The sequence below is a fragment of the Burkholderia sp. APQ4-4ca genome (assembly GCF_057837105.1).
In genome coordinates this window covers 26,735-48,679 of the sequence record NZ_JBYQCG010000233.1, presented here as the reverse complement: position 1 = coordinate 48,679, position 21,945 = coordinate 26,735, and the positions used below count along the sequence as shown (strand labels likewise).

The following is a 21,945-nucleotide window of genomic DNA, read 5'->3' as shown; positions in this document are numbered from 1 at the left end:
GGCGGCCTCGAATGGGCGTTCCGCGTGATCCAGGAGCCGAGGCGGATGTGGAAGCGCTATCTGTCGACCAACAGCCGGTTCCTGATGATGCTGACGGGCGCATATGTGTCGCGATTGTGGCGACGAAAGGAAGCGGTCGATGCGCAGTAGAGTCGCGCTTGCCGCCTGCCTTGTCGCATCGGCGTGTCAGGCCGGCCCGTATGGCGGCTCGCCTGAGGAAACGCACTTCTATCGATCGGACTGGGCGCGCGGCGTCGATCCGCGGCTGCGTCTGCAGGCGCCGGCACCCCGGAACATCGCGACCGGCGGCATCCCCGGGATTCGCGGCCCGCTATTGAGGGTGACGATGAGCCGCTCGCAGGACTTCAGCGACGTGGCGAGCGGGACGCCGCGTTCGGAGGTCAGCTTCTTTCCGGTGTTTCGTTTCGTCAACGGACGCGACTACGAAGTGCGCTGGTCGACGGTGATTCCCGCCGACTACCGGTTCGATGCTCGACAGCCGGAACTCATCGCGCAGTTGCATCAGGGCAGCAACGACGGATCACCGCCATTCGCGTTGCTGCTGAACGCCGGGGCATACGAAGTCGACGTGCGCGGCGCGCCGGGTACGCCGAGCCGATCGTTTGCGTTCGGCGATCCGTCGGCGGACAGAGGGCGAATGGTTCGATGGGTGCTGCGGTATCGCCCGGACGATCGCGGCGTCGACGCGCTGACCGAGGTGTTCCGGAACGGCGAGCGCGTCGTGCATGCGGCTGGCGTACCCAACGCGTTTCCGAACGAACGCCAGGCTTACTTCAAGCTCGGCCTGTACAAATGGTGGTGGACGACGCGCCCCACCGACGTGACCGACCGGACGATGTATTACGGCGACATCGAGATGCAGGTATTGCGGTAGGTCGCGGTGGGCAAGGCGATATCGGCTTCACGCATGGCTCGCCGTTCGGGCGCGGCCGGCAAGCGGTGCACCGCCGAGAAAAAATAATAGTCAGAGGTGCGGGAAATGAGCTTGCGAAATCAAATCGCGGCGGTCTACGTTATCGGCGATTCGCTCGAAGATGACGTAATTTCGGTTCGTGAAAAAGTGGGCTCGCGCAATGAAATTAGATTGCGGTGATCGGGGAAATTCTGTCGACGCATGCGCTGCCGGTGTAGTGCAGGCACCGCGGGCAACTGGGCGGACGCTCGCCGCCGATCCCCACGCATCCAACCTCGCCCAAAGGGTGCCCGAGCCGTCTGGACGGCCGCAGCCGCGCTGTCGCGCATGCCGCTGCACCGTCACGACGCCGCCTGGCGCGATCGCGTATGCTCGTTCCGTCAGCGGCGAAGGCAGCAGACGCCGGAGCCGGATCAATCGACAACCGATCAACGAGCGAGGGCATCATGGCAAGACAGACGATGGCGGAATACCTGGCGAAGACGCTGGCGGCAGCGGGCGTCGAGCGCATCTGGGGCGTGACGGGCGACAGCCTGAACGGCCTGTCGTTCAGCCTGAGCCAGATCGGCTCGGTCCGCTGGATGCATACGCGGCACGAGGAAAGCGCGGCGTTCGCGGCCGGCGCCGATGCCGCGTCTACCGGGCGGCTCGCGGTGTGCGCGGGCAGTTGCGGCCCCGGTAACCTGCACCTGATCAACGGGCTGTACGACTGCCACCGCAATCACCAGCCGGTGCTCGCGATCGCCGCGCACATTCCGTCCACCGAGATCGGTCTCGGCTATTTCCAGGAAACCCATCCGCAGGAGCTGTTCCGCGAATGCAGCCACTTCGCCGAGCTCGTGACGAACGCGTCGCAGTTCCCGCGCGTGCTGGCGCGGGCGATGCGCACCGCGATCGAGGAGCGCGGCGTGGCGGTGATCGTGCTGCCGGGCGACATCGCGCTCGGCGACGGCCCGGACGAGGCGCCGGCGTGGAGCGAATCGGCGCCGCCGTCGATCCTGCCGGCCGATGCCGATCTCGACCGGCTCGCGGCGCTGCTCAACGCGTCCGACGCGGTCACGCTGCTGTGTGGCAGCGGCACGCAGGGCGCGCACGACGAAGTGGTCGCGCTGGCCGACACGCTCGGCGCGCCGGTCGTCCATGCGCTGCGCGGCAAGCAGTTCGTCGAGTGGGACAACCCGTTCGACGTCGGGATGACGGGGTTGATCGGCTTCAGCTCCGGCTATCACGCGATGGAATCCTGCGACACGCTGCTGATGCTCGGCACGGATTTCCCGTACCGGCCGTTCTATCCGGCGAACGCGAAGATCGCCCAGATCGACTGGAAGGGCTCGCAGCTCGGCCATCGCGCACCGCTCGCGCTGGGGCTCGTCGGCACCGTCAAGGAAACGATCGCGGCGCTGCTGCCGCGGCTCACGCGCAAGACGCAGCGGCGCTTCCTCGAGAATGCGCTGAAGCACTACGCGGCCGCGCGCAAGGGGCTCGACGATCTCGCGGTGGCCGAGCCGCCGGGCCGCGCGATTCATCCGCAGTACCTGACGAAGATCGTCGACGAAGTCGCGGCGGAGGATGCGATCTTCACGGCCGACGTCGGCACGCCGACGCTATGGGCCGCGCGTTACCTGACGATGAACGGCAAGCGGCAACTGCACGGCTCGTTCAACCACGGATCGATGGCGAACGCGATGCCGCAGGCGCTCGGCGCGCAGGGCGCGCATCCGGGGCGTCAGGTCGTGTCGCTGTCGGGCGACGGCGGGCTGTCGATGCTGCTCGGCGATCTGCTGAGCGCGCGCCAGCTCAAGCTGCCGATCAAGGTCGTCGTGTACAACAACAGCCTGCTCGGCTTCGTGTCGATGGAACTGAAGGCGGCCGGCTATCTCGACACGAACGTCGACCTGAGCCCGACCGATTTCGCGGCGATCGCGAAGGGCGCCGGTATCTTCAGCGTGCGCGTCGAGCATTCGGAGAACGTCGAGCACGCGCTACGCACGGCGTTCGAGCATGACGGGCCGGCCGTGGTCGACGTCGTCACGTCGAAGTACGAGCTCGCGATGCCGCCGAAGATCGAACTCGCGCATGCGAAGGGTTTCAGCCTGTTCATGCTGCGCGCGATTCTCAGCGGGCGCGGCGACGAGATCGTCGAGCTGGCGAGAACCAACTTGCGGTGACGGCGCGTCGCGCGTCGCGTGGCGGCCATGGCGCGCGGGTGACAGCGCGCGGGCGGTGCCGCCCTCGCGCGCACGGCTTCGGCGAACGGTGGCGGCAGCGAGCAAGCGCGCCAACATACTGGCCCCATTTCGCTCGCCGTGGTGGCGACGTCCGGTGATTTCGACGCGAACGACGCCGTACTGCGGCCGATCCGGACCGTTCGCGCGCTATCCAGTGCACTTGCGGGAACCCGCCAAGCGTTGACCCGGCACGCATTGATCAGGCGAATCAGGGTCGATCTTCACGTCGCCTTAAGTTTGCGTTTCCTAGAATCGATTGATCGTCGCGCGTCCTGCGGCGGACCGATTTTCCCAGGAGGATGCGCATGAATCTTGCCCGTGTCGTCGTAGCCCTGTTCCGCGCGGTCATCGGCACGCCGCCGCCGACCGCACGAACGGCGGAGGCCCGCCGATGACGTGGCCGAACGCGTGGCGTGTCTCGGCACTGTTCGTGCGCGAGTGGGTCGGCCGGCCGGCCGCGGTGGGTGCGTTGTGCCCGAGTTCGCGACATCTGGCGCGCGAGATGGCCGATGCGGTGCCGGACGGCGACGGGCTGGTCGTCGAACTCGGCGGCGGCACTGGCGCGATCACCGCGGCATTGCTCGAACGCGGCGTTGCGCCACGGCGCCTCGTGGTGGTCGAACGTTCGCCGGCGTTCGTGCAGCATCTGCGGCGACGCTTTCCCGGTATCTCGATCGTATCGGGCGACGCCCGGCGGCTCGAGCGGCTGTTGCCCGCGGGCGCCACGGTCGATGCGATCGTGTCGTGCCTGCCGCTGCGCACGCTGCCGCGCGAGGACGTCGCGGCGATCGTCGGTCAGTGCCATCGCGTGCTGTCGGCCGACGGCGTGATGATTCAATTCACCTACGACCTGCGCGCGCCCGGCCGTCATCCGCTGGGCGATTCGGCATTCGTCGCATGCGACAGCCGGATCGTGTGGGCCAATCTTCCGCCCGCGCGCATCGTGACCGTGCGCTGCGTCGCAGCATACGCCGGCTGATTCCGGCCGCGCGGGGCGCCGTCGCGGGGCGCCGCATCCGGTCATCGGCCATGCCGATTCTTGCGGTTTCCCTTCATCTTGTCCCCGCTTCGGATTCCTGCATCGTGTTTGCGATTGCGATACAGCCGAGCCCTGGCCGGTTTTTGCTTTGCTCGCCGCCACGTGCAGAAGCTAGACGCGCGCGCTGTCCGGTACCTGCGCCGCGGGCCGCGACGCGACGCGCTTGATGAGGCGATCGAGCGGCGTTGCATAGCCGCGTGCGATGACCGCGCTCAGTACCGACGACAGCGCCAGATACGCGACGAGCAGCGCCAGCTTGTCGTCGCCATGCGTGGCGGACGGCGGCCAGACCGTGCGCAGCGCGCCGAGCACGATCAGATGGAACAGATACAGCTCGTAGCTGAGCCGGCCGCTCCAGCGCAGCGGCGCGAGCAGGCGGCCGTGAGCGGATGCGGGTTCGGCATGCGCGCCGATCAGCAGCACGGCCGTGCCGAGCGCCATCGCCGATACGCCGAGCACATGGCTTTCCGCGATCGGCCACGCGAGATAGAGCACCGTCATCGCGGTTGCCGCGAGCCATTGCACGGGCGCGGCCGCGAGCATTTGCCAGCGCGCGCGTTCGGCGAGCAGCGCGGTACAGCAGCCGATCGCGATGCCGTCGAAGCAGGCGAAGTACGCATACAGGAAGCCGCCTTCGTCGCCCGGATGCGTAAAGCGGTACACGGGACCGATCGCCGCAATCAGCAGCCAGAACGCGAACAGCCGCGCGTCGCGGCGCAGCGCGATGCACAGCAGCGGAAACGACAGATAGAACACCTCTTCCACCGATAGCGACCACAACACGCCGAGCGCGTAGTTGACCCATCCGTACGCGCCGATCAGCACGTTCATCCAGAACGTGAGCGATGCCAGATTCACGAGCCAGTACGACACGGCGATGCCCTGCGGCGCGTGGTTCGTGAAGATCGGCACGCCGGCCGCCGCGAGGCCGTTGACGAGCGCGAGCAACAGAAGCAGGCACGGGACGATCCGCGCAATGCGCGACACGTAGAACGCGCGCACGTCGAGCGCGCCGAGGTTACCCCAGCGGCGGCGCGCGTTCGACGTGATCAGGTAGCCCGAGATCGCGAAGAACATCGTCACGCCGTAGTTGCCGTTGCGCACGATCGCATGAATCGTGTCCCAGCCGAGCACATGCGCGAGCGCGGTGTCGCGCAGCGGATACGCGATGTTGAAGTGATGCAGCAGAACGAGGAGGATCGAGACGCCGCGCAACAGGTCGATCCGGGCGTTGCGGGGGACGGCGCTCATTGCGGCCGGGTCGGGTCGGCCAGTGTCGGCAGCGCCGCGAGGAACGTGTCGCGCGAGCGCAGGCCGGCATTCGGCGTTTGCCGCTCGTCGTCCTGGATCAGGTTCGCGAACACCAGCGTGCGCGACCCCTTCGTCGCCCAGCCGACGAACCAGCCGTACGCGTGTGCAGCGTCGTACTTGATGCCCGGGGAGCCGGTGCCGGTCTTGCCGTGCACGGTCCAGCCGCCCGGTTGCGCGTCGAGCAGCGTGATCCGACCCGTCATGTCGTATGCGTGCGCGCTGACGGGCAGCGTCCGCTGCGCGATCTTGCGCATGAACGCGACCTGTTCGAGCGGCGAAATTCGTAGCGACGAATTGACCCATGCGCCCATCATGCCGGGGAATTCGCCCTGCTGGCTGGTGGCGTCGGCGTTGCCGTAGCCGAACGCGCTCGTGTACTGCTGGAAGCGCGCCTGCCCGAGCGCCTGCGTGACCTGCTCCGAATACCAGAAGATCGACAGCTTCATCCAGCGCGCCGGATCGGTCGGTTCGCGCCACGGCGCGCCGCCCCAGTCGGGATAGCCGGCGTGGAAATCGAGCGTGGGCGTGTGCGCGTCCTTCAGCACGCCGGCGTCGAAGCCCATCAGGCTGATGGCGACCTTGAACGTCGATGCCGGCGTCACGCGGGTCGTGCAGTCACCCTGCTGCACGAGCACCTTGCCGGTGGTGGCGTCGGCGACGACGGTGCAGACGGGATGGGCGTGAGAGGACGTGGCGGCCAGCAGGCCGGCGCAGGCGAGCAGCGTGTCATGCCAGTGCTTCAAGTGCGGCTCCTTGGAACGTGTGCGAAAGGTATGCGGGGCGGACGGGAAGCGGGAGGATGACCCCGTGCGCAATCGAAGCGACGGCCGGCATCGATGAATAAGGGAGATCGCGGCCGTCGGGAGTGGCTCACAGTGTATCGGCGGATCGCCGGCTGTCGACCTGTCATGGTTGACGGGGTGCATGCGACCTTCACCGGTTCACGTGGCTCATGTCGATCACACGCTCATCACCGGACGGTCATGGCTGCAGGCAACGGGTCGAAAGCGCGCGGCATATCGCCGCGAACCCGGCGAGCCGAGTCCGCCAAACGGCCGATCGGGCGTCGAAGTGGCTGTCCGGCGCCGGCGCCGCCAGCGCGACGTACGGGGCGCGATCCCGGCGCATGCCTGCCGTTTTTTGCACGACCGACCCGTTTTTTTGCACGGCGTTGATACGGTCTCTTCTAAGCTGGGTACGTGTCGAACAGCCGAGACGGCTTCCGTCCGCGCCATGACCTTCATTCATCCCTTTCCAGCGTTCGATGTCTCCGGCCGCCGGTTGCGTGCCGGCGCATCCCCCAACGCCGTGCCGTTCCCGGCGCCGCGCCCGCGCCTGCAACTGCCCGTCATGCTGACGGCCGACTCCGCCGCGGCCGCGCACGCCCGGCTTGCCGCGTTGCTGCATTCCCCGCTCGGCGTGCATGTCGTCGGCGCGCGCGCCGTGCGCAACATGATTCACGTGCACTTCGACATCGCGCCGGAAGATCTGGATTTCACGCTGCACACGCTGACCGCGCAGCAAGTCGACGCGGTGATCGGGCCGGTCGCCCGCCCGTTGCGAGTTTCGCCCACCGCCCGTTGAGCCGGGAACGGCGATTGCTCGGCTAATCCGCCGCCGATTCGCCGGCCGCCGTGCTGTCCGCCGGCCGGTGACGGTGGACGTTTGTGCGCTGCGTCGAACGCGGCGCTACCCCTGAACAGGGAGGGCCTATGTACCTTACGGAAGAAGTGCGTATCGCGCGCCCGGCTGCCCGTCGCGCGCATACCGCGGCGTTGCCGTCGGGCAGGCAGCTTGCCCGGCAGTTGATGGTGACGGTTCGCGCGGCTGACGTGCTGCTGCGCCAGGCGATTCGGGTGCCCGATCGCCATCAGTGGTCGGTCGACGCCGAACGCGTCGATGCGGCCGGCGGGCCGCTCGCCGCGTGGGATTCCCACGTGACGTTTCGCATCGTCAAAGTATTCGCGCCGGCGTTCGATACGGACGCGTGCGCGGCCGACCCCGATCAAGTGGCGGTCGAGATCCGATTGTTTCTTCCCGAACAGGCTTACGTCGCCGAGCGGCGGATCGGCGTCTTCGGCCGGCGGCACGGCCACCGGTTCAGCGCGACGCTGTCGGTCACGGCCGGCTCCCAGTGGGGCGGCCGGCGCAACGAGCACGTTTCGCCCGCGGAGCGCCACGTGCACGGCGACACGCTGGAAGCGCTCGTCGATACGGTGGCGGCCATCGTCAATGCGGCGTTGCTCGCGGCCGGGCATGGCACGACCGGCCATCGGTGACGCCGCGGCGAGCGAGCGCCGGCCGGCTCACGCGTCGCCGGTCTGCCCGGTCTGCCGCTGCAGGTCTTCCATCAATTGTTCCGCGAGGAAGTCGCACGGCGGCCGTTTCGACTTCGTGCTGCGTGCGAGGATCAGCTCGAGCGGCGGCAGGTCGGGCAGCCCGTGCGAGCGGCCGAGCATCGACAGTTGCGCGGGGATCGCGCAACGGGCGAGCGGCGCGACCGCGAGGCCGGCCTCGACCATGCTGAGCAGCCCGAGCAGGCTCGGGCTTTCATACGACGTGCGGTACGGCACTTTCGCGCGTTCGAGGCTGCGGATCGCGTTCTCGCGGGCGACGCTGCCGGGCATGAACACCGCGATCGGCAGCGGCCGTTCCTCCCACACGCGCGGCCCGTTCGTCATCGCGGCCCACGCCATCGGCTCGTGGCGGATGAAGTCGCCGGTGAGCCCCTTGATGCGCGTCCCGCACACGAGATCGACGGTGCCCTCCTTGATCAGCGGCGCGAGCGCGCTGCTCGGCAGCCCCATTACCTGAATCTCGACCTTCGGGTAGGTCGCGGAGAATTTCTTCAGCACCGACGGCAGCAGCGACGACGCATAGTCGTCCGGCACGCCGATCACTACCTTGCCGGTCACTTCCGGCCGCACCACGGCCGCCCATGCCTCGTCGCGCAGCGCCAGCATTCGCCGGGCGAATCCCAGCAGCACCTCGCCTTCGCGCGTCAGCACGATGCTGCGCGGCTTGCGCACGAACAGCGGCCGGCCGATCGCGTCTTCCAGGCTCTTGATCTGCATGCTCACGGCCGACTGCGAGCGGTTCACGGCCTCGGCCGCGCGGGTCATGTTGCCGGTTTCCGCGACGGCGACGACGGTGGCCAGCACGTCGTGATCGAGCATCTTCATGGGTATCAGGAAAACTGAACGTAACGATCAGCATTATGCGTTTTTATTGTTGCTGTGTGTCTGCCATAGTGCAATCGCGCTGGCGTTTTGCGCGAGCGTGACGCGGCGGCCGGGCCGGATGATCCGGCGGGCAGGACTGAACAGGGAAGCGTGGTGAATCGATGATGGACCATCCGTTGCGCGCCGCACTGGCTGCGGAATTGCATGCCCGGCCGTTCCTGCGGCTCGCCGAAGCCGTGTCGCTCACGCATTACGCGATCTATGCGGACGGCCAGCCCGACCTCCACGAAACGCTGCTGCATGCGCTGTGCCGCGATACCGGCATCGACGCGCCGCACGAAGGCGCGACGCACTATGCGGTGCGGTCGCCGTGCGGCTGGCATCTGAAGTGGGAGCGCCACACCGAATTCTCGACCTTCACGTTCGTCGCGCCGCGTCGCGACACCGGTTATTTCGACGATCTCGCGATCGACCGCATTCCGGCCGCGTGGTTCGCGCGGCTGGCCGGCATCCGTTTCGTCGCGGTGCGGATGGAATTGCTGTCGGGCGACGCCGCGCGGCGCGTGTGCGGCGACCTGCGGCGCTGGATCGACGGGCCCGCGCTCGTCGGCAGCCACGTGCTCGGCGGCGGCAAGGTGTTCTGCGACTGGCACGTGCGCGACGACGGTTTCATGCGTTTTCTCGTCGTCGACGAGGATTTCCGCGAGGAGCAGGGCGGCCGGCTGTTGCAGCGCCTGTATGAAATCGAAACGTACCGGATGATGGCGCTGCTTGCGCTGCCCGTCGCGCGCCGGATGAGCCGCGAGCTCGACGAGATCGATGCGGCGCTGCATGCGTTGATGCAGCGGATGGACGCGAGCGGCGCCGATGGCGACGACACGGCGCTGCTCGTCAAGCTTACGCATCTCGCGGTGCGGGTCGAATCGTTGTCGGGTGCGGGCGCGCGCTTCAGCGCGTCGCGCGCGTACGAAAAGCTCGTGCTGGCCCGCATCCACGAGTTGCGCGAGGAGCGTATCGAAGGGATGCCGACGATCGCCGAATTCATGGAGCGGCGCTTCGCGCCGGCGATGGAAACCTGCCGCAGCGTGTGGGCGCGTCACGAGCAGATCGCCGCGCGGATCGCGCGCGCGGTCGACCTGCTGCGCACCCGCGTGAATCTCGCGCAGGAAAAGGACGTGACGCGCCTGCTGGCCGGCATGGAGCGCACCGCGCGCAACCAGCTTCATTTGCAGCACGCGGTCGAAGGGCTGTCGGTGGCCGCCATTTCTTACTACGTGCTGTCGCTCGCGACGGCGGCGTTCAAGGCGCTGCACGTGATGAACCTGCCGGTCGATCCCGAATTGGCGGAAGGGCTGCTGATCGCGCCGGTCGTGTTCGCGGTGATCCACATCACGCGGCGCACGCGTGCCCAGCTCGCGCGGTCCGAGGCCGCGCATGACGGCGCGCCCGTGCCTGCGGCGGCGTTGAAGCAGGCTGGCTAGAACATCGACGACATATCGAAGCAAAGGAGTGGAGATGACTTTTTCGCAGAAGCAAACGGGTTTTGATAGCGGCTTCGATGCCGCGTTCGACGAACCGGCCACGGACGACGCGGGTACGCCGGAAGAAGCGCGCGTGAGCTCGTATCGGGCCGTGCTGCAGGAACCGATGACCTCGCTCGTCGGCAATACGATCGATCGGCCGGAGGTCGCGGCCGTGGCGATCCTCGGGTACAACTGACGCGCGTATCGTTCGCGTCGTTTCGACGTCCCGCCGGCGTTTCGTTCGACTGAAACGCCGGACGTCCGCGCGGGACGGTTCGTCTTCCGTTCCGCGCGACTGCGTTCAGCCGGCCGCCTTTCTGCGCGTTGCACGCGCCCTGCCTTCCCCCTTCGAATTTTCCGCCCCCTGCGCGAGCGCCAGCTCGACGAACGCACGCGCGGCCGCGCTTCGGTACGCGCCCTTGCGCTGCAGCAGCACGGCCGTGCGCCGCAGCACGGCCGGATCGAGCGCGACCGCGACGAGATCGTCATGCCCTGCCGCGATCGTTGCCGGCAGCAGCGTCGCGAGAGTCGTGCGGCGCACGATTTCGATCACCGCACCGAGCGAATTCGCTTCCATCAGCACGCGCGGCTGCACGCCGTGCGCGCGGAAATAGCGGTCGATCTGCGTGCGCGTCGCGAACTCCGCGGTGAGCAGCACGAGCGGCGCGTCGTGCAGCGCGTGCAGGCCGGCCTTGCGTTTGCCGGCGAGCGCGTGCCCGCGGTTCACGACGAGCGCGAGCGTTTCGACCAGCAGCGTTTGCGCATCGATATCCGCCGCCTGCACCTCGTCGAATGCAATGCCGACATCGAGCTCGCCGTCGCCGAGCAGCGCTTCCATGCGGTCCTGCGACATCTCGCGTATCGATAGCGACACGTCCGGGTAGCGCCCGTGAAAGGCCTCGACGAGCGGCCCGACGAGGTAGCTCGTGAAGGTCGGCGTGACCGCGACGCGCAGCGAGCCGCGGCTCAGGTCCTGCACGTCGTGAATGGCCCGCCGGCCCTCGTCAAGATCGTGCAGCGCCTGCCGCGCATGGCGGAAATACACGTCGCCGGCATCGGTCAGCCGCGTGACGCGCCCGGTGCGGTCGAACAACTGCGCGCCGAGCGTGTCCTCGAGCTGGCGGATCTGCTGCGACAGCGCGGGCTGCGATACGTGCAGCGCGGCGGCCGCGCGCGTGAAGCTGCGGTGTTCGGCGACGGCCAGGAAATAGTGGATGTGGCGCAGCAGCATGGCGGCTCCTATAAGTCGTGCTTATCCATCGGATCATAAATCAGTCTTTTACGTTATCGGAAGCCGGGCGTAACCTGTCCTTCATCGATTCCACCGGCACCGGAGAACACGCGATGAAGGACATCATCGAAGGCTTCCTGAAGTTCCAGCGCGACGCGTATCCGGCGCGCGCCGCGCTGTTTCGCGATCTCGCGCGCAGCCAGCACCCGCGGGCGCTGTTCATCTCGTGTTCGGACAGCCGGCTCGTGCCCGAGCTCGTCACGCAGCGCGAACCGGGCGATCTGTTCGTGATCCGCAACGCGGGCAACATCGTGCCGTCGTACGGCCCGGAGCCGGGCGGCGTGTCGGCGTCGGTCGAATATGCGGTTGCCGCGCTGCGCGTGACCGACGTCGTGATCTGCGGGCATTCCGATTGCGGCGCGATGACCGCGATCGCGACCTGCCAGTGCATGGATCACATGCCGGCCGTCGGCCACTGGCTGCGCTATGCCGATTCGGCGCGGGTCGTGAACGAGGCGCGCTCGCATCGCAGCGAACGCGAACGGATCGATTCGATGGTGCGCGAGAACGTCGTCGCGCAACTGGCCAACCTGAAGACGCACCCGGCCGTGCGGCTCGCGCTCGAGGAAGGGCGTCTCGCGCTGCACGGCTGGGTCTACGACATCGAATCGGGCTGCATCGACGCCTACGACGGCGCGAGCGGCCGGTTCGTGCCCCTCGCGGACCATCCCGGCGTCCGTGCCACCCCCGCGACGCAGCCCGTCGCGGCCTGAATCGCCCCCGCTCCCACTCCACTACGAGGAATTGCCATGATCCAGTCCCAGCACAGTCAGACGGCGCGTCACGCGCTGGCGGAAACCGTCGTCCTCGCGAAGGCGCGCAAGGACCTGTCGTTCGCGCAGCTCACCGAAGGCACGGGCCTGAGCGAAGCGTTCGTCACGGCCGCGCTGCTCGGCCAGCATGCGCTGCCGGCCGACGCGGCGCGCGTCGTCGCCGACAAGCTCGACCTCGACGACGACGCGGTGCTGCTGCTGCAATCGATTCCGCTGCGCGGCAGCATCGACGATCGCGTGCCGACCGACCCGACCATCTACCGTTTCTACGAAATCCTGCAGGTGTATGGCACGACGCTGAAGGCGCTCGTGCACGAGAAGTTCGGCGACGGCATCATCAGCGCGATCAATTTCCGGCTCGACGTGAAGAAGGTCGACGATCCGGAAGGCGGTTCGCGCGCGGTGATCACGCTCGACGGCAAGTACCTGCCGACCAAGCCGTTCTGACGCTGGCGCGGCGCCGCTACGACGGTGCCGCGCCGTATCGCCCGACGTGTGCCGCCCGGCGCACGTTCCCGCCAAGCCGTTTCAACGAGGACACACCCATGGATTTTGTGAAGCGCACGATCGATCTCGCGATGAAGAACGTGGAAGAGGGCGGCCGCCCGTTCGCGACGGTGATCGTCCGCGACGGCGAGATCGTCGCCGAGAGCCCGAATCTCGTCGCGCAAACCAGCGACCCGACCGCGCACGCGGAGATTCTCGCGGTGCGCGACGCGTGCCGCAAGCTCGGTACCGAGCACCTGACCGACTGCGAGATCTACATCCTCGCGAGCCCGTGCCCGATGTGTCTCGGCTCGCTGTACTACTGCAGCCCGAAGCGCGTGATCTACATCACGACGCGCGAGGATTACGCGCCGTTCTATCGCGACGACCGCAAGTACTTCGAGCTCGATACGTTTTATGCGGAATACACGAAGCCGATCGGGGAGCGCCGGTTGCCGATGGTGCAGCAGAAGCACGATGGCGCGATCGACGTGTACCGGCGCTGGAAGGAATTGAACGCGAAGTGACGCGATGCGTGCGACGGTGGCGCGGTTCAGCGCGGGGCATGACGATCGGCGCGGTCGTCGCGGCCTGGCGGCGGCGGTCGCTCGCGGTGGCGTGAGCGCATGACGACGCGCTATAGTCGTGCGAGGCCCGCCGCGGCCTCGCACGCCCGGCGCTCTTCACACGTACGCGTTCGCCTCCATGACAGCCTATCCCGACGTCACCCTGCAACTGACCGACACGGAGCAGCCGGCCGCCCGAGACTTCATCAGCCGCAAGCTCGGCGAATTCAACCATGCGATGACGGGGCGCGCCGACACGGCCGCGCTCGACGTCTACGTGACCGATCCCGCGACCGGCGAGGTAGTGGGCGGCCTCACCGGCCGCACGTCGCTCGGCCTGTTCTTCATCGATCTGTTCTATCTGCCCGAATCGCTGCGCGGCGGCGGCTTCGGCAGCCGGTTACTGTGCGAGGCCGAAGCGGAGGCGAAGCGGCGCGGGTGCGCGCGTGCGGTGCTGTACACGATCTCGTTCCAGGCGCCGGACTTCTATCGGAAGCAGGGTTACGAGACGTTCGGCGAAGTGCCGTGCGAGCCGGAAGGCGCGGCGCGCGTGTTCATGGTCAAGGTGCTTTGAGCGGCAACGGGCGGCTTCACGGCATCTCGTGACACGCCGGTTGCCGTGCATCGCGCACGGATCACCGCCCGGGCGCCGCCCGCTCGACGATCATGTCGTACAGCGCCCGCGCGGCCGGCGACAGTTGCGCGTTGCGGCGCATGACGAGCACGAGCGTGCGCGACACCGACGGCTCGACGAGCTCGATCGTGCGGATCATCGGATACGCATTCTTCTGGATCGCGAGCTTCGGCACGACGGCCGCGCCGAGCCCTTCGGCGACGAGCCCGAGCGCCGTCGAACTGCGCTGCACCTCGTAGAACGAATGCAGCGATACGCCGCTCGTCTTCAGCGCCCCTTCGAGCAGCCCGCGATTGCCGCTCACTTCGCCGGCGAAGATCAGCGGATGCGGCTGCAGCGCCACCCAGCGGATGCGCCGCCGCTTCGCGAACGGATGATCGTCGCGACACACGAGCACGGAAGGATCGTGCGTGAGCGGCACGCTGACGAGTTCCGGGTGCTGGTCGCCGGCGATACTGATGCCGAATTCGGCCTCGCGCCGCAGCACGGCCTGCAGCACCGACGCCGACGCGTGATCGAGAATCTTCACGCGATCGTGCGGCCGGTGCCCGGAGAACGCGCGCAGGATGCGCGGCAGGTACTGCACGCCGACCGTCGGCACGCACGCGATCGTGACGTCGCCGCGCTGGCTCAGGCCCGTCTCGCGGATTTCGGTCAGCGCGTCGGACAGTTCGTTCAGCAGCCGGCGCGCTTGCGGCAGGAAACGCCGGCCGATCTCGGTCAGCGTGGTGCGGCGCGTCGTGCGTTCGACCAGCGCGACGCCGAGATATGCTTCGAGCTTGCGCAGCCGCTGCGTGATCGCCGTTTGCGTGACGTGCAGCGTATCGGCCGCCTGCCGGAAGCTGCCGCCATCGGCGATCGCGACGAAAGCCTGGACACCGAGCGTATCGATCTTCATCAGAATTTGCTCCGAGAGACCCCGCCATTGATGGGGGGAAGGAAAGGAGTGCTGTTGACAGGTAGCCTCTTCCGCGGGTCAGGATCACCTGCATGCTTTTCGACCGGCGAGAAGCTGCCCAATGACCAGTTCGGTCGACGCGCGGCGGAGAAGCTGGCGAAAGCGCAAGCGGCATATCGCGAAGCTGCACGCCAAGGTCGCGAATGCGCGTGTGCATCGCCAGGTGTTGGACTCGTCCGCCTTTAGGCGGAGGACGACGTCAACAGAATTTTGAATCAATCACGATATTAAATTCATTTTACTTAAGGTCGGGCGCGGTCGCAGAATGCGCTGCATCGGCGGCCTGCGGCATTCTGTTGCGCGGATGCGCGGCGGCCGCCCATGCCGACAAGGAGCCCTATCGTGACGACCTCGCTCGATCAATATGCGAACCAGTACGTGCAGTTCGAGGACGAACGCACGCGCCCGGTGCGCGACCTGCTGGCCGCCGTGCCGAACACGCCGATCCGCACCGCGATCGATATCGGCTGCGGGCCCGGCAATTCGACGGAAGCGCTGATCGCTCGCGCACCGGATGCGACGATCCACGGGATCGATGCATCGGCGGACATGGTCGCGGCCGCGCGCAAGCGCCTCCCGACGCTGCGTTTCGACCTTGCCGACGTTACGACCTGGGACGACCCGGGCGGCTATGACCTGATCCTGTCGAATGCGGTGCTGCAATGGGTGCCCGCGCACGACACGCTATTCCCGATGCTCGTCGGCCGGCTCGCGCCGGGCGGCCATCTCGCGGTGCAGATGCCCGACAATCTCGACGAACCGGCGCATCGGCTGATGCGCGAAGTTGCCGCGGCCGGCCCGTGGGCCGACAAGCTGAAAGCCGCGGCGCGCACCGAGCGGTTCGATGCGCGCTACTACCATGCGCTGCTCGCGCCGCTGTGCTCGCGCGTGGACGTGTGGCGCACGACCTATTACCACCCGCTGCGCGGCGGTGCGGACGCGGTGGTCGAATGGTTCAAGGGCAGCGCGCTGCGACCGTTTCTCGCGGCGCTCGACGCGTCCGAGCAGCGCGCGTTCGTCGCGCGCTATCGCGATGCGCTGGCCGGGCCGAACGGCTATCCGGTGCAGGACGACGGCGCGGTGCTGCTGCCGTTTCCGCGCCTGTTCATCGTGGCGACGCGCAAGTAACGCGGCATCGATACGGCATTGACGCGCCGAATGGCGACGCGTCAGCGCACCGGCCGCACCGAGGCCGGGTCGACCGTGCGGCTTCGCGCGGTCTGGCCGTCGCGCAGGTCCTTGTACCAGAACAGGGCGACTTCCCCGGCATTTTCGCCATCGGCGTACAGGAAGCGGTCGTGGCCGCCGAGCGCGAAGCCCGCGCGCGCATACGCCGAGCAGGCGGCGACGTTGTTCGTCTGGGTTTCGAGCCGCATGAAGCCGAACCCTTGGCTGCGCGCCCACGCTTGCGCGGCCGCCAGCAGGAGCCGCCCGATGCCCTGGCGCCGGCAGTGGCGGTCGACGGCCAGCTCCGCGATCTCGGCCATGCCGTTCCAGCTTTCCTCGATTGCGACGAATCCGGCGAGCCGCTCGCCGGCCGTCGCGCGAAACAGCGCCGTTCGGCCCTGGGCTTCGCTCACCCGGCGGGCCGGATCGAAGCCGTAATCCTTGCGCCGCGCCGGCAGCGCGCGAAGATCGAGCAAGTCCTGATACGGCGCATTCAATTCCCACGCGATGTCGAACGAGAAATCGCATGCGTTCAGCTCATCGGCGGCAAGCGCGCGCATCGGCTCGATGCTGATGTGTTCGGCTCGGTCCATGGGTGGGTGTCCTGTCTTCGGCGAAGTGGCGTGGTGGTGTTCGCGATGCGATCGTCGGCGCGTCGAATCGCGTGCTTGTCGTTGCTTCGTTTACCGCCCTGGGACGCAGACGCAGCGAGCGGCTCGGGTCAGCGCGGGATGGCCGGCGGTGCGCCGCCGTCGTGCGATCCGCCGGCAGCGCGCGCGGCGGCGGCCGCTCCCCACGCGGCGAGTTCGCGCTTCGTGCGCACGCCGAGCTTCGCGAATGCGCGCTTCACGTACGACTCGGCCGACGCGACGCGCACGCCGAGAATGTCGGCGGTTTCCGGCACGGTCTTGCCCGAGAGCAGATGCTTGCAGGTTTCGTATTCGCGCTTCGACAGCTTCACGCCGTCGGCCGCGAGACGCGCATCGAATTGCGCGAGCGGATGGAGATCCGGCGTCGCGTGCGCGATGCGCCGCGCGGCGGTGGTCGACGCATGCAGTTCGAGCAGCGGAAACAGCATGTCGCTGATGCTGCGGAAGCGGTTCATCTCGGCGAGCGTGAACGGCGGCCGGTCGCGGCCGCGCTCCAGGGCGATCGAATGCTGCGAATAGCGGGTGCCGCGTGCGAGCACGCATTCATGCCCGATATGCACGTCGTCGAACAGCCGCTGGCGGAATTCGCCGGGCGGGATCGCCGCGATGTCGCGCACGACGAGCATCGTGCCCGTTTTGCCGCGCAGCCCCGCGAACAGCGGGTCGCTGTCGAGAAAGCGCTCGTAGTAGAGCGTCATCACGTCGGAGATTTCGGTGGACGCGGCGCCGATGCCGCTGCTGCCGATCCATTCGCAACGATAGCCGGTGGGCATCGTGCCATCGACGCGCGAGCGTTCGACGTGTGCGACGTCGAGCGGCACGACGTCGTTCAGCAGTTGCGTGAGGCGCGGCACGAAGTGCGGCGTGCCGACCGTCTCGATCAGCTCGCCCAATGCCTTGAACGACAGGTTGACGCGATCGTCGTCGCGGTGGATGGAGTTCACGTTGAGCAGCATGCGGTTCCCAAGGGCCTGTTCCGCCCATGACGCGCGTTCCGTTGATACGAAAAAAGCATCTGCCCGGCTCGCGATCGGGAGGGCATGCCGGCAGGCGTCCTGTCGAGCCGTTCGCCCGTAAAACGTCGCGTGTCATCCCGAAGAGGGCATACCGGGGCAGTGTAAACGAGTCGCGGCCTTTTTCAATCGACCGACAAGCGATGCCGATGAACAACGTGATCAGGCGCATCCTGCCGCCGGGCGCACGCTTGGGTGAATCGAAGACACGCGACTTCGGAGGGACGAGAGCGATTGGCGCGCGGCCGAAGGCAAGCGCGGCAATTGAATCGGCTGCGGCCAGGAAGGCAGGGGAGGGTTGGTAGCGTTTCCGGAGTCGACCGAATCGGCGGCGTGGCGCGCCAAGCGGGGCAACGTCGGCGCACCGTCGGCGTCGATACCGATACAGGTGCGCTCGACTACGCCGCCAGGTCATCCTGGCGATCTCGCGCGTGACGGGTGTCGGCGGTTGTGATGCCGACCGGGGCAGCGGGCAAGCAGCGCGGCACAGGTGTGCCGCCCTTGTGCGTCTACGCGTCGATACGTTCCACCTTGCCGACGAGCAGCCCGTACGACAGGCTGCCGGCGAGCGCCATCGCGGCGATGTAGGTGATCGCACGCGAGAAGTCCGCGCCGTCGACCAGCAGCCCGATCACGATCGGCGTCGCGATCGCGGACAGGTTGCCGATCAGGTTGAACACGCCGCCCGTGAGGCCGAGGAGTCGCGCGGGCGCGAGCCCCGACACGAGCGACCACGTGATCGACGCGAAGCCGTTGCCGAAGAATGCGAGCGTCATGAACGCGATCACCCAGCCGGTGGAGCTCACGTAGTTCGCGCCGATGATGCAGGTCGAGATCAGGAGCCCCGAGATGATCGGCAACTTGCGCGCGAAGCCTTGCGATGCGCCGCGCCGCATCAGCCAGTCCGACAGCACGCCCGAGCAGAGCACGCCGACGAACGCGGCGAGGAACGGCAGCGACGCGAGGAAGCCCGACTTGATGAAATCCATCCCGCGATACTTGACGAGATAGGTCGGGAACCACGTGAGGAAGAACCACAGCGTCGAATTCAGCGCGAACTGGCCGAGGTAGATGCCCCACAGCTTGCGCCGGCCGAGCACGACGCCGAGGTCGCGCCACGTCGACGGCGCGCGTTCGCCGCGCGCCGCGATGCGGTCATCGAGATCGACGAGCCCGCCGCCGTCGCGAATCAGCGCGATTTCGGCCGCATTGACGCCGCGCAACGCGCGCGGCTCGCGATACACGGCATACCAGATCGCGGCCCATGCGATGCCGCCGAGGCCGGTCGCGACGAACACCATGTGCCAGCCGAGACGCGCTTGCAGCCACGCGAGCACCGGCGTGAGGAACGCGAGGCCGACGAATTGCCCGGACGTGTAGCCGCCGATCGCGCTCGCGCGTTCGCGGGTCGGGAACCACGTCGTCACCACGCGGTTGTTGATCGGGTAGGCCGGCGCTTCCAGCGCACCGACCGCGAGGCGCAGCACGATCAGCCCGACGAACGAGCCGGCGAAACCGAGCAGCAGCGTCGCGGCCGACCACAGCGCGAGCGCCACCGCATACAGCACGCGCGGCGACACCTTGTCGACGAGCCAGCCGCCCGGAATCTGCATCAGCGCATAGGTCCAGCCGAACGCGGAGAACACGAGGCCCGCGCGAACCAGATCGATGTTCAGCGCCTTGAACAGCTCGGGCGCCGCGATCGACAGGTTGCTGCGGTCGAGGTAGTTGATCACGACCGTGACGAACAGCAGCGCGAGGATCAGCAGCCGCTTGCGGCTAGGCGGCGCCGCGGTTGCGCGAGTGGCGGATATGGATTCGGATGAGGCGCCGGCATGCGCGGATGGCCGCTCCGGCGGGTTGGCATGGGTGCGTGACGTGGATTGGGCCACGGTCGTCTCCTGTGTTCTATGCGCCGGCCGGCGCTCGCGAACGAGACGGCCGAATCGAATGGCATTGGGGCGAACGTTAGAGCCGTGGCGTGGCGCGCGTCAACATCTGGGCAGGCATCCCTATTAATGGGACGCATGGCGCTCAGTATGTGGGATCGAGATCCGACAGGCATGTGCCGGCGTCGTGGCGAAGGAGCGTGCGTCTGCAGCCGGTCAGCCGTGCGTGCTGTCGTCGCGATAGCCGTTCTTGCCGACGAAGATCTCCTGCAGCGCGGCGCGCAGCGTGACCGGATCGTACTGGCCGGTCGCGAGATGGATCACGTAACGCGTCTGGCCGTCGAGGCGCGCGGCGACGCCGGGCTCGATCTCGACGTCGATCGTATCGTCGGTCAACCGCACCGACAGATCCTTGACGCGCAGGTTGAGCTGGTCGCGCACCATCACTTCGATCAGCGTGTCGTCCGGAAAGCGCGACAGCGCGAAGCAATAATCCTGCTCCGCATCGTGACAGTAGATGTTGGCGAAGCTTTCGTCGTCGTCGAGATCGGACGTGGCCGCGCCGACGGTAGCGTGAAGTTCCATGAACCTGATTCCTGCGTGATGGTTATCGGGGGGAATGCATGGCGGCTTCGGTTGCAACACCGGCGTCGGCGTCGGGCGTTGCATCGGCCCGTGCGTCGCGCGCCTTCAGCCACAACCCGAATTCGCGCATCACGTCGACCACCGGCCGCAGTCGGTCGCCGTCGGCGGTGAGATCGTACTCGACGCGCACCGGCACTTCCGGGTAGACGGTGCGCCGCACGAGCCGCGCGTCTTCCAGCGCACGAAGGTCGAGCGTCAGCATCCGCTGCGAGATGCCCGGCATGTCGCGCCGCAGGTCGCTGAAGCGGCGCGGCCCGTCGAGCAGATACGACACCAGCAGCAGCCGCCAGCGGCCGCCGAGCAGGCGCATCGCTTCTTCAACGGAACATCCTGTCGCACTCGTTTTCATCGTGCCGAATCCTGGTCGGTAAATTTTTTGTGACTACGGCACAAACGACTGCCGCCTTCCCAGCGCCGCGCCAATGCGAGATATTAGCGCCCGCGTCGCGGCGAATCGATACATGGACAACCCACGAAGGAAACGCATGAAGCTCTATCACGCTCCCGGCAGCTGTTCGCAGGCGATCTGCATCGTACTGCGCGAAGGCGGATTCGACGCCGAGATCGTCAAGGTCGACGCGCGCAAGCATGTCGTCGACGGCGGCCGCGATTACTACGACGTGACCGAACTCGGCTACGTGCCGCTGCTCGAACTCGACGACGGCACGATGCTGCGCGAAGGGCCGGTGATCGCCCAGTATCTCGCGGACCAGCGCCCGGAGGCGGCGCTCGCGCCCGCTTACGGCACGCTCGCGCGCTACCGGCTGATGGAATGGCTGAACTTTCTCGGCACCGAGATCCACAAGGGCTTCATCCCGCTGCTGTATGCGGTGCAGGCGGGGAAGTACGTCGAGCCCGTCCGGCAGAAGCTCGACGGCCGCTTCGCGTGGATCGACCGCCAGCTCGACGGCAGGACGTTCGTCACCGGCGACACGTTCACGGTCGCCGATGCGTACCTGTTCGCGCTGACCGGCTGGGGCAAGGCCGACTGGATGCGTTCCGTGTACAACGCGGATATCGACCTGAGCCGGCATGCGCATCTGCGTGCGTGGTACGAGCGGGTGCGCGAGCGGCCGGCGGTGCAGCAGGTGTTGCAGGCGGATGCACGGCCGGCCGCGACCTGACGCATTCAGCGCGTCAGCGTCAACGCCAGATACGCCGCATACCCCGCGCCGTTCGCGAACAGCGCCCAGATCGCGAGCCCGCGCGTGCGCGCGTTGACGCGCAGCCAGACCGCCGCCGCGAGCGTGATGATCACGCCGGTCAGCACCTCGGGGCGCGGCTCCCACGGTGTCAGCATGACGCCGATCGCGGGCAGCAGCGTGCCCTGGAACACCATCGCGCCGGTGATGTTGCCGAACGCGAGCGTGTCCTTCCCGCGGCGGATCCACAGCACGCTGTTGACCTTCTCCGGCAGTTCCGTCGCGATCGGCACGATGATCAGCGACAGCAGCAGCGCCGACACGCCGAGCACGTGCGACACGCCTTCGACGCCGTGAATGAAGCCCGTCGCGCCGCCGACCAGCAGCGCGACGCCGATCAGCAGTTGCAGCACGATCGTCGCCAGGTTGGTCGGCAGGCCGACGCGCGACAGGAACATCGCGTGCGGTGCCTCGGTGCCGTGCCCGGCATCGACGAGCCCGGTCGACGCGCGGA

25 protein-coding genes and 1 pseudogene are annotated in these 21,945 nt (G+C 67.5%); 15 read left to right on the top strand and 11 right to left on the bottom strand.

Translation table 11 applies throughout. The features are described from left to right. The 4 genes from AC3IFE_RS29050 to AC3IFE_RS29035 form a co-directional block, all read left to right on the top strand. Positions 1–150: WecB/TagA/CpsF family glycosyltransferase (locus AC3IFE_RS29050; protein WP_489193603.1), on the top strand; the 150-nt coding region annotated here is incomplete at its 5' end. Beyond that, on the top strand, positions 140–895 hold the full coding sequence (locus tag AC3IFE_RS29045) for a heparin lyase I family protein (protein ID WP_489193593.1): 756 nt from the start codon (positions 140–142) through the stop codon (positions 893–895). The genes AC3IFE_RS29050 and AC3IFE_RS29045, both read left to right, overlap by 11 nt. Positions 896–1,380: 485 nt before the next feature. Beyond that, positions 1,381–3,102 (top strand): ubiquinone-dependent pyruvate dehydrogenase, encoded by a 1,722-nt coding sequence (gene poxB / locus AC3IFE_RS29040; protein ID WP_301737559.1) that lies wholly within the window; start codon positions 1,381–1,383, stop codon positions 3,100–3,102. Positions 3,103–3,553: 451 nt separating this feature from the next. Beyond that, positions 3,554–4,141, top strand: a complete 588-nt coding sequence (locus tag AC3IFE_RS29035; RefSeq protein ID WP_301737560.1) for a class I SAM-dependent methyltransferase — start codon at positions 3,554–3,556, stop codon at positions 4,139–4,141. Positions 4,142–4,312: 171 nt separating this feature from the next. Here AC3IFE_RS29035 and AC3IFE_RS29030 read toward each other — a convergent pair whose 3' ends face one another. Then, positions 4,313–5,452, bottom strand: a complete 1,140-nt coding sequence (locus AC3IFE_RS29030; RefSeq protein WP_489193590.1) for an acyltransferase family protein — start codon at positions 5,450–5,452, stop codon at positions 4,313–4,315. Next, positions 5,449–6,255 carry an OXA-1043 family class D beta-lactamase gene (gene blaOXA / locus AC3IFE_RS29025; protein ID WP_489193588.1) on the bottom strand — a complete coding sequence of 269 codons (807 nt, stop codon included), beginning with the start codon at positions 6,253–6,255 and terminating at the stop codon, positions 5,449–5,451. Before blaOXA ends, AC3IFE_RS29030 begins: the two co-directional genes overlap by 4 nt. A 490-nt stretch (positions 6,256–6,745) precedes the next feature. On the opposite strand from blaOXA, the gene AC3IFE_RS29020 reads away from it, so the two are divergent. Both AC3IFE_RS29020 and AC3IFE_RS29015 read left to right on the top strand, forming a co-directional pair. Then, positions 6,746–7,096, top strand: coding sequence for a hypothetical protein (locus AC3IFE_RS29020; protein ID WP_489193601.1), 351 nt, complete (start codon positions 6,746–6,748; stop codon positions 7,094–7,096). Positions 7,097–7,224: 128 nt separating this feature from the next. Further along, entirely contained in the window at positions 7,225–7,791 is a 567-nt protein-coding gene (locus AC3IFE_RS29015) for a hypothetical protein (protein WP_489193586.1), read from the top strand. A gap of 27 nt (positions 7,792–7,818) precedes the next feature. Here the strand turns inward: AC3IFE_RS29015 and AC3IFE_RS29010 are convergent, their stop codons facing one another. Then, the gene (locus tag AC3IFE_RS29010; protein WP_027782171.1) at positions 7,819–8,694 is read right to left on the bottom strand and encodes a LysR family transcriptional regulator; all 876 of its coding nucleotides are present in this window, start codon (positions 8,692–8,694) and stop codon (positions 7,819–7,821) included. Positions 8,695–8,855: 161 nt separating this feature from the next. Between AC3IFE_RS29010 and AC3IFE_RS29005 the strand changes: the two genes are divergently transcribed. After that, positions 8,856–10,175 carry a DUF3422 family protein gene (locus tag AC3IFE_RS29005; protein WP_489193582.1) on the top strand — a complete coding sequence of 440 codons (1,320 nt, stop codon included), beginning with the start codon at positions 8,856–8,858 and terminating at the stop codon, positions 10,173–10,175. A gap of 34 nt (positions 10,176–10,209) precedes the next feature. Continuing rightward, complete coding sequence (locus AC3IFE_RS29000) at positions 10,210–10,413, top strand: hypothetical protein (RefSeq protein ID WP_489193580.1); 204 nt, start codon at positions 10,210–10,212, stop codon at positions 10,411–10,413. A 105-nt stretch (positions 10,414–10,518) separates the two neighbouring features. Here AC3IFE_RS29000 and cynR read toward each other — a convergent pair whose 3' ends face one another. After that, a complete protein-coding gene (gene cynR / locus AC3IFE_RS28995; RefSeq protein ID WP_489193578.1) occupies positions 10,519–11,448 on the bottom strand; it encodes a transcriptional regulator CynR in 930 nt (309 codons plus the stop codon). A gap of 113 nt (positions 11,449–11,561) precedes the next feature. Here cynR and AC3IFE_RS28990 point away from each other — a divergent pair, with 113 nt between their 5' ends. From AC3IFE_RS28990 to AC3IFE_RS28975, 4 genes are all read left to right on the top strand, one after another. After that, a complete protein-coding gene (locus AC3IFE_RS28990; protein WP_301737566.1) occupies positions 11,562–12,221 on the top strand; it encodes a carbonic anhydrase in 660 nt (219 codons plus the stop codon). 36 nt (positions 12,222–12,257) lie between these two features. Continuing rightward, positions 12,258–12,728, top strand: coding sequence for a cyanase (gene cynS, locus AC3IFE_RS28985; protein WP_489193575.1), 471 nt, complete (start codon positions 12,258–12,260; stop codon positions 12,726–12,728). 98 nt (positions 12,729–12,826) lie between these two features. Next, complete coding sequence (locus AC3IFE_RS28980) at positions 12,827–13,294, top strand: nucleoside deaminase (protein WP_301737567.1); 468 nt, start codon at positions 12,827–12,829, stop codon at positions 13,292–13,294. Between the two features lie 178 nt (positions 13,295–13,472). Beyond that, entirely contained in the window at positions 13,473–13,907 is a 435-nt protein-coding gene (locus tag AC3IFE_RS28975) for a GNAT family N-acetyltransferase (protein WP_489193573.1), read from the top strand. A 61-nt stretch (positions 13,908–13,968) separates the two neighbouring features. On the opposite strand, the gene AC3IFE_RS28970 is transcribed toward AC3IFE_RS28975, so the two are convergent. After that, positions 13,969–14,865, bottom strand: coding sequence for a LysR substrate-binding domain-containing protein (locus AC3IFE_RS28970; protein WP_489193571.1), 897 nt, complete (start codon positions 14,863–14,865; stop codon positions 13,969–13,971). A 90-nt stretch (positions 14,866–14,955) separates the two neighbouring features. On the opposite strand from AC3IFE_RS28970, the pseudogene AC3IFE_RS28965 reads away from it, so the two are divergent. Both AC3IFE_RS28965 and tam read left to right on the top strand, forming a co-directional pair. Next, a pseudogene (locus AC3IFE_RS28965) lies at positions 14,956–15,097 on the top strand (RNA-guided endonuclease InsQ/TnpB family protein); the annotation flags it as partial. A 170-nt stretch (positions 15,098–15,267) separates the two neighbouring features. Continuing rightward, the gene (gene tam, locus AC3IFE_RS28960) at positions 15,268–16,053 is read left to right on the top strand and encodes a trans-aconitate 2-methyltransferase (protein WP_489193569.1); all 786 of its coding nucleotides are present in this window, start codon (positions 15,268–15,270) and stop codon (positions 16,051–16,053) included. A gap of 41 nt (positions 16,054–16,094) precedes the next feature. Here tam and AC3IFE_RS28955 read toward each other — a convergent pair whose 3' ends face one another. From AC3IFE_RS28955 to AC3IFE_RS28935, 5 genes are all read right to left on the bottom strand, one after another. Next, a complete protein-coding gene (locus AC3IFE_RS28955; RefSeq protein WP_489193567.1) occupies positions 16,095–16,685 on the bottom strand; it encodes a GNAT family N-acetyltransferase in 591 nt (196 codons plus the stop codon). 128 nt (positions 16,686–16,813) lie between these two features. Next, entirely contained in the window at positions 16,814–17,698 is an 885-nt protein-coding gene (locus AC3IFE_RS28950; RefSeq protein WP_089468993.1) for a helix-turn-helix transcriptional regulator, read from the bottom strand. A 566-nt stretch (positions 17,699–18,264) separates the two neighbouring features. Beyond that, positions 18,265–19,647: an MFS transporter gene (locus tag AC3IFE_RS28945; RefSeq protein WP_489193564.1), complete on the bottom strand. Its 1,383-nt coding sequence runs from the start codon at positions 19,645–19,647 to the stop codon at positions 18,265–18,267. A gap of 213 nt (positions 19,648–19,860) precedes the next feature. After that, complete coding sequence (locus AC3IFE_RS28940) at positions 19,861–20,229, bottom strand: hypothetical protein (protein ID WP_089468995.1); 369 nt, start codon at positions 20,227–20,229, stop codon at positions 19,861–19,863. Positions 20,230–20,251: 22 nt separating this feature from the next. Beyond that, positions 20,252–20,638, bottom strand: a complete 387-nt coding sequence (locus AC3IFE_RS28935) for a winged helix-turn-helix transcriptional regulator (protein WP_489193562.1) — start codon at positions 20,636–20,638, stop codon at positions 20,252–20,254. A 136-nt stretch (positions 20,639–20,774) separates the two neighbouring features. Here AC3IFE_RS28935 and AC3IFE_RS28930 point away from each other — a divergent pair, with 136 nt between their 5' ends. Further along, positions 20,775–21,413 carry a glutathione S-transferase C-terminal domain-containing protein gene (locus tag AC3IFE_RS28930; protein ID WP_301737575.1) on the top strand — a complete coding sequence of 213 codons (639 nt, stop codon included), beginning with the start codon at positions 20,775–20,777 and terminating at the stop codon, positions 21,411–21,413. Between the two features lie 5 nt (positions 21,414–21,418). Here AC3IFE_RS28930 and AC3IFE_RS28925 read toward each other — a convergent pair. Further along, positions 21,419–21,945, bottom strand: a 527-nt coding sequence (locus AC3IFE_RS28925; protein WP_489193560.1) for a sodium:calcium antiporter, incomplete at its 5' end; no start/stop codon positions are given.

Bases quoted from the DNA above. Each gene is read 5' to 3' on its own strand.
- AC3IFE_RS29030 (WP_489193590.1), bottom strand. From the start codon at position 5,452: ATGAGCGCCGTCCCCCGCAACGCCCGGATCGACCTGTTGCGCGGCGTC.
- AC3IFE_RS29035 (WP_301737560.1), top strand. From the start codon at position 3,554: ATGACGTGGCCGAACGCGTGGCGTGTCTCGGCACTGTTCGTGCGCGAG.
- AC3IFE_RS28930 (WP_301737575.1), top strand. From the start codon at position 20,775: ATGAAGCTCTATCACGCTCCCGGCAGCTGTTCGCAGGCGATCTGCATC.
- AC3IFE_RS28935 (WP_489193562.1), bottom strand. From the start codon at position 20,638: ATGAAAACGAGTGCGACAGGATGTTCCGTTGAAGAAGCGATGCGCCTG.
- AC3IFE_RS28990 (WP_301737566.1), top strand. From the start codon at position 11,562: ATGAAGGACATCATCGAAGGCTTCCTGAAGTTCCAGCGCGACGCGTAT.
- AC3IFE_RS28955 (WP_489193567.1), bottom strand. From the start codon at position 16,685: ATGGACCGAGCCGAACACATCAGCATCGAGCCGATGCGCGCGCTTGCC.
- AC3IFE_RS29015 (WP_489193586.1), top strand. From the start codon at position 7,225: ATGTACCTTACGGAAGAAGTGCGTATCGCGCGCCCGGCTGCCCGTCGC.
- AC3IFE_RS29010 (WP_027782171.1), bottom strand. From the start codon at position 8,694: ATGAAGATGCTCGATCACGACGTGCTGGCCACCGTCGTCGCCGTCGCG.
- AC3IFE_RS28970 (WP_489193571.1), bottom strand. From the start codon at position 14,865: ATGAAGATCGATACGCTCGGTGTCCAGGCTTTCGTCGCGATCGCCGAT.
- AC3IFE_RS28940 (WP_089468995.1), bottom strand. From the start codon at position 20,229: ATGGAACTTCACGCTACCGTCGGCGCGGCCACGTCCGATCTCGACGAC.
- AC3IFE_RS29045 (WP_489193593.1), top strand. From the start codon at position 140: ATGCGCAGTAGAGTCGCGCTTGCCGCCTGCCTTGTCGCATCGGCGTGT.
- AC3IFE_RS29020 (WP_489193601.1), top strand. From the start codon at position 6,746: ATGACCTTCATTCATCCCTTTCCAGCGTTCGATGTCTCCGGCCGCCGG.
- poxB (WP_301737559.1), top strand. From the start codon at position 1,381: ATGGCAAGACAGACGATGGCGGAATACCTGGCGAAGACGCTGGCGGCA.
- AC3IFE_RS29005 (WP_489193582.1), top strand. From the start codon at position 8,856: ATGATGGACCATCCGTTGCGCGCCGCACTGGCTGCGGAATTGCATGCC.
- AC3IFE_RS28975 (WP_489193573.1), top strand. From the start codon at position 13,473: ATGACAGCCTATCCCGACGTCACCCTGCAACTGACCGACACGGAGCAG.
- cynS (WP_489193575.1), top strand. From the start codon at position 12,258: ATGATCCAGTCCCAGCACAGTCAGACGGCGCGTCACGCGCTGGCGGAA.
- AC3IFE_RS29000 (WP_489193580.1), top strand. From the start codon at position 10,210: ATGACTTTTTCGCAGAAGCAAACGGGTTTTGATAGCGGCTTCGATGCC.
- AC3IFE_RS28980 (WP_301737567.1), top strand. From the start codon at position 12,827: ATGGATTTTGTGAAGCGCACGATCGATCTCGCGATGAAGAACGTGGAA.
- cynR (WP_489193578.1), bottom strand. From the start codon at position 11,448: ATGCTGCTGCGCCACATCCACTATTTCCTGGCCGTCGCCGAACACCGC.
- AC3IFE_RS28950 (WP_089468993.1), bottom strand. From the start codon at position 17,698: ATGCTGCTCAACGTGAACTCCATCCACCGCGACGACGATCGCGTCAAC.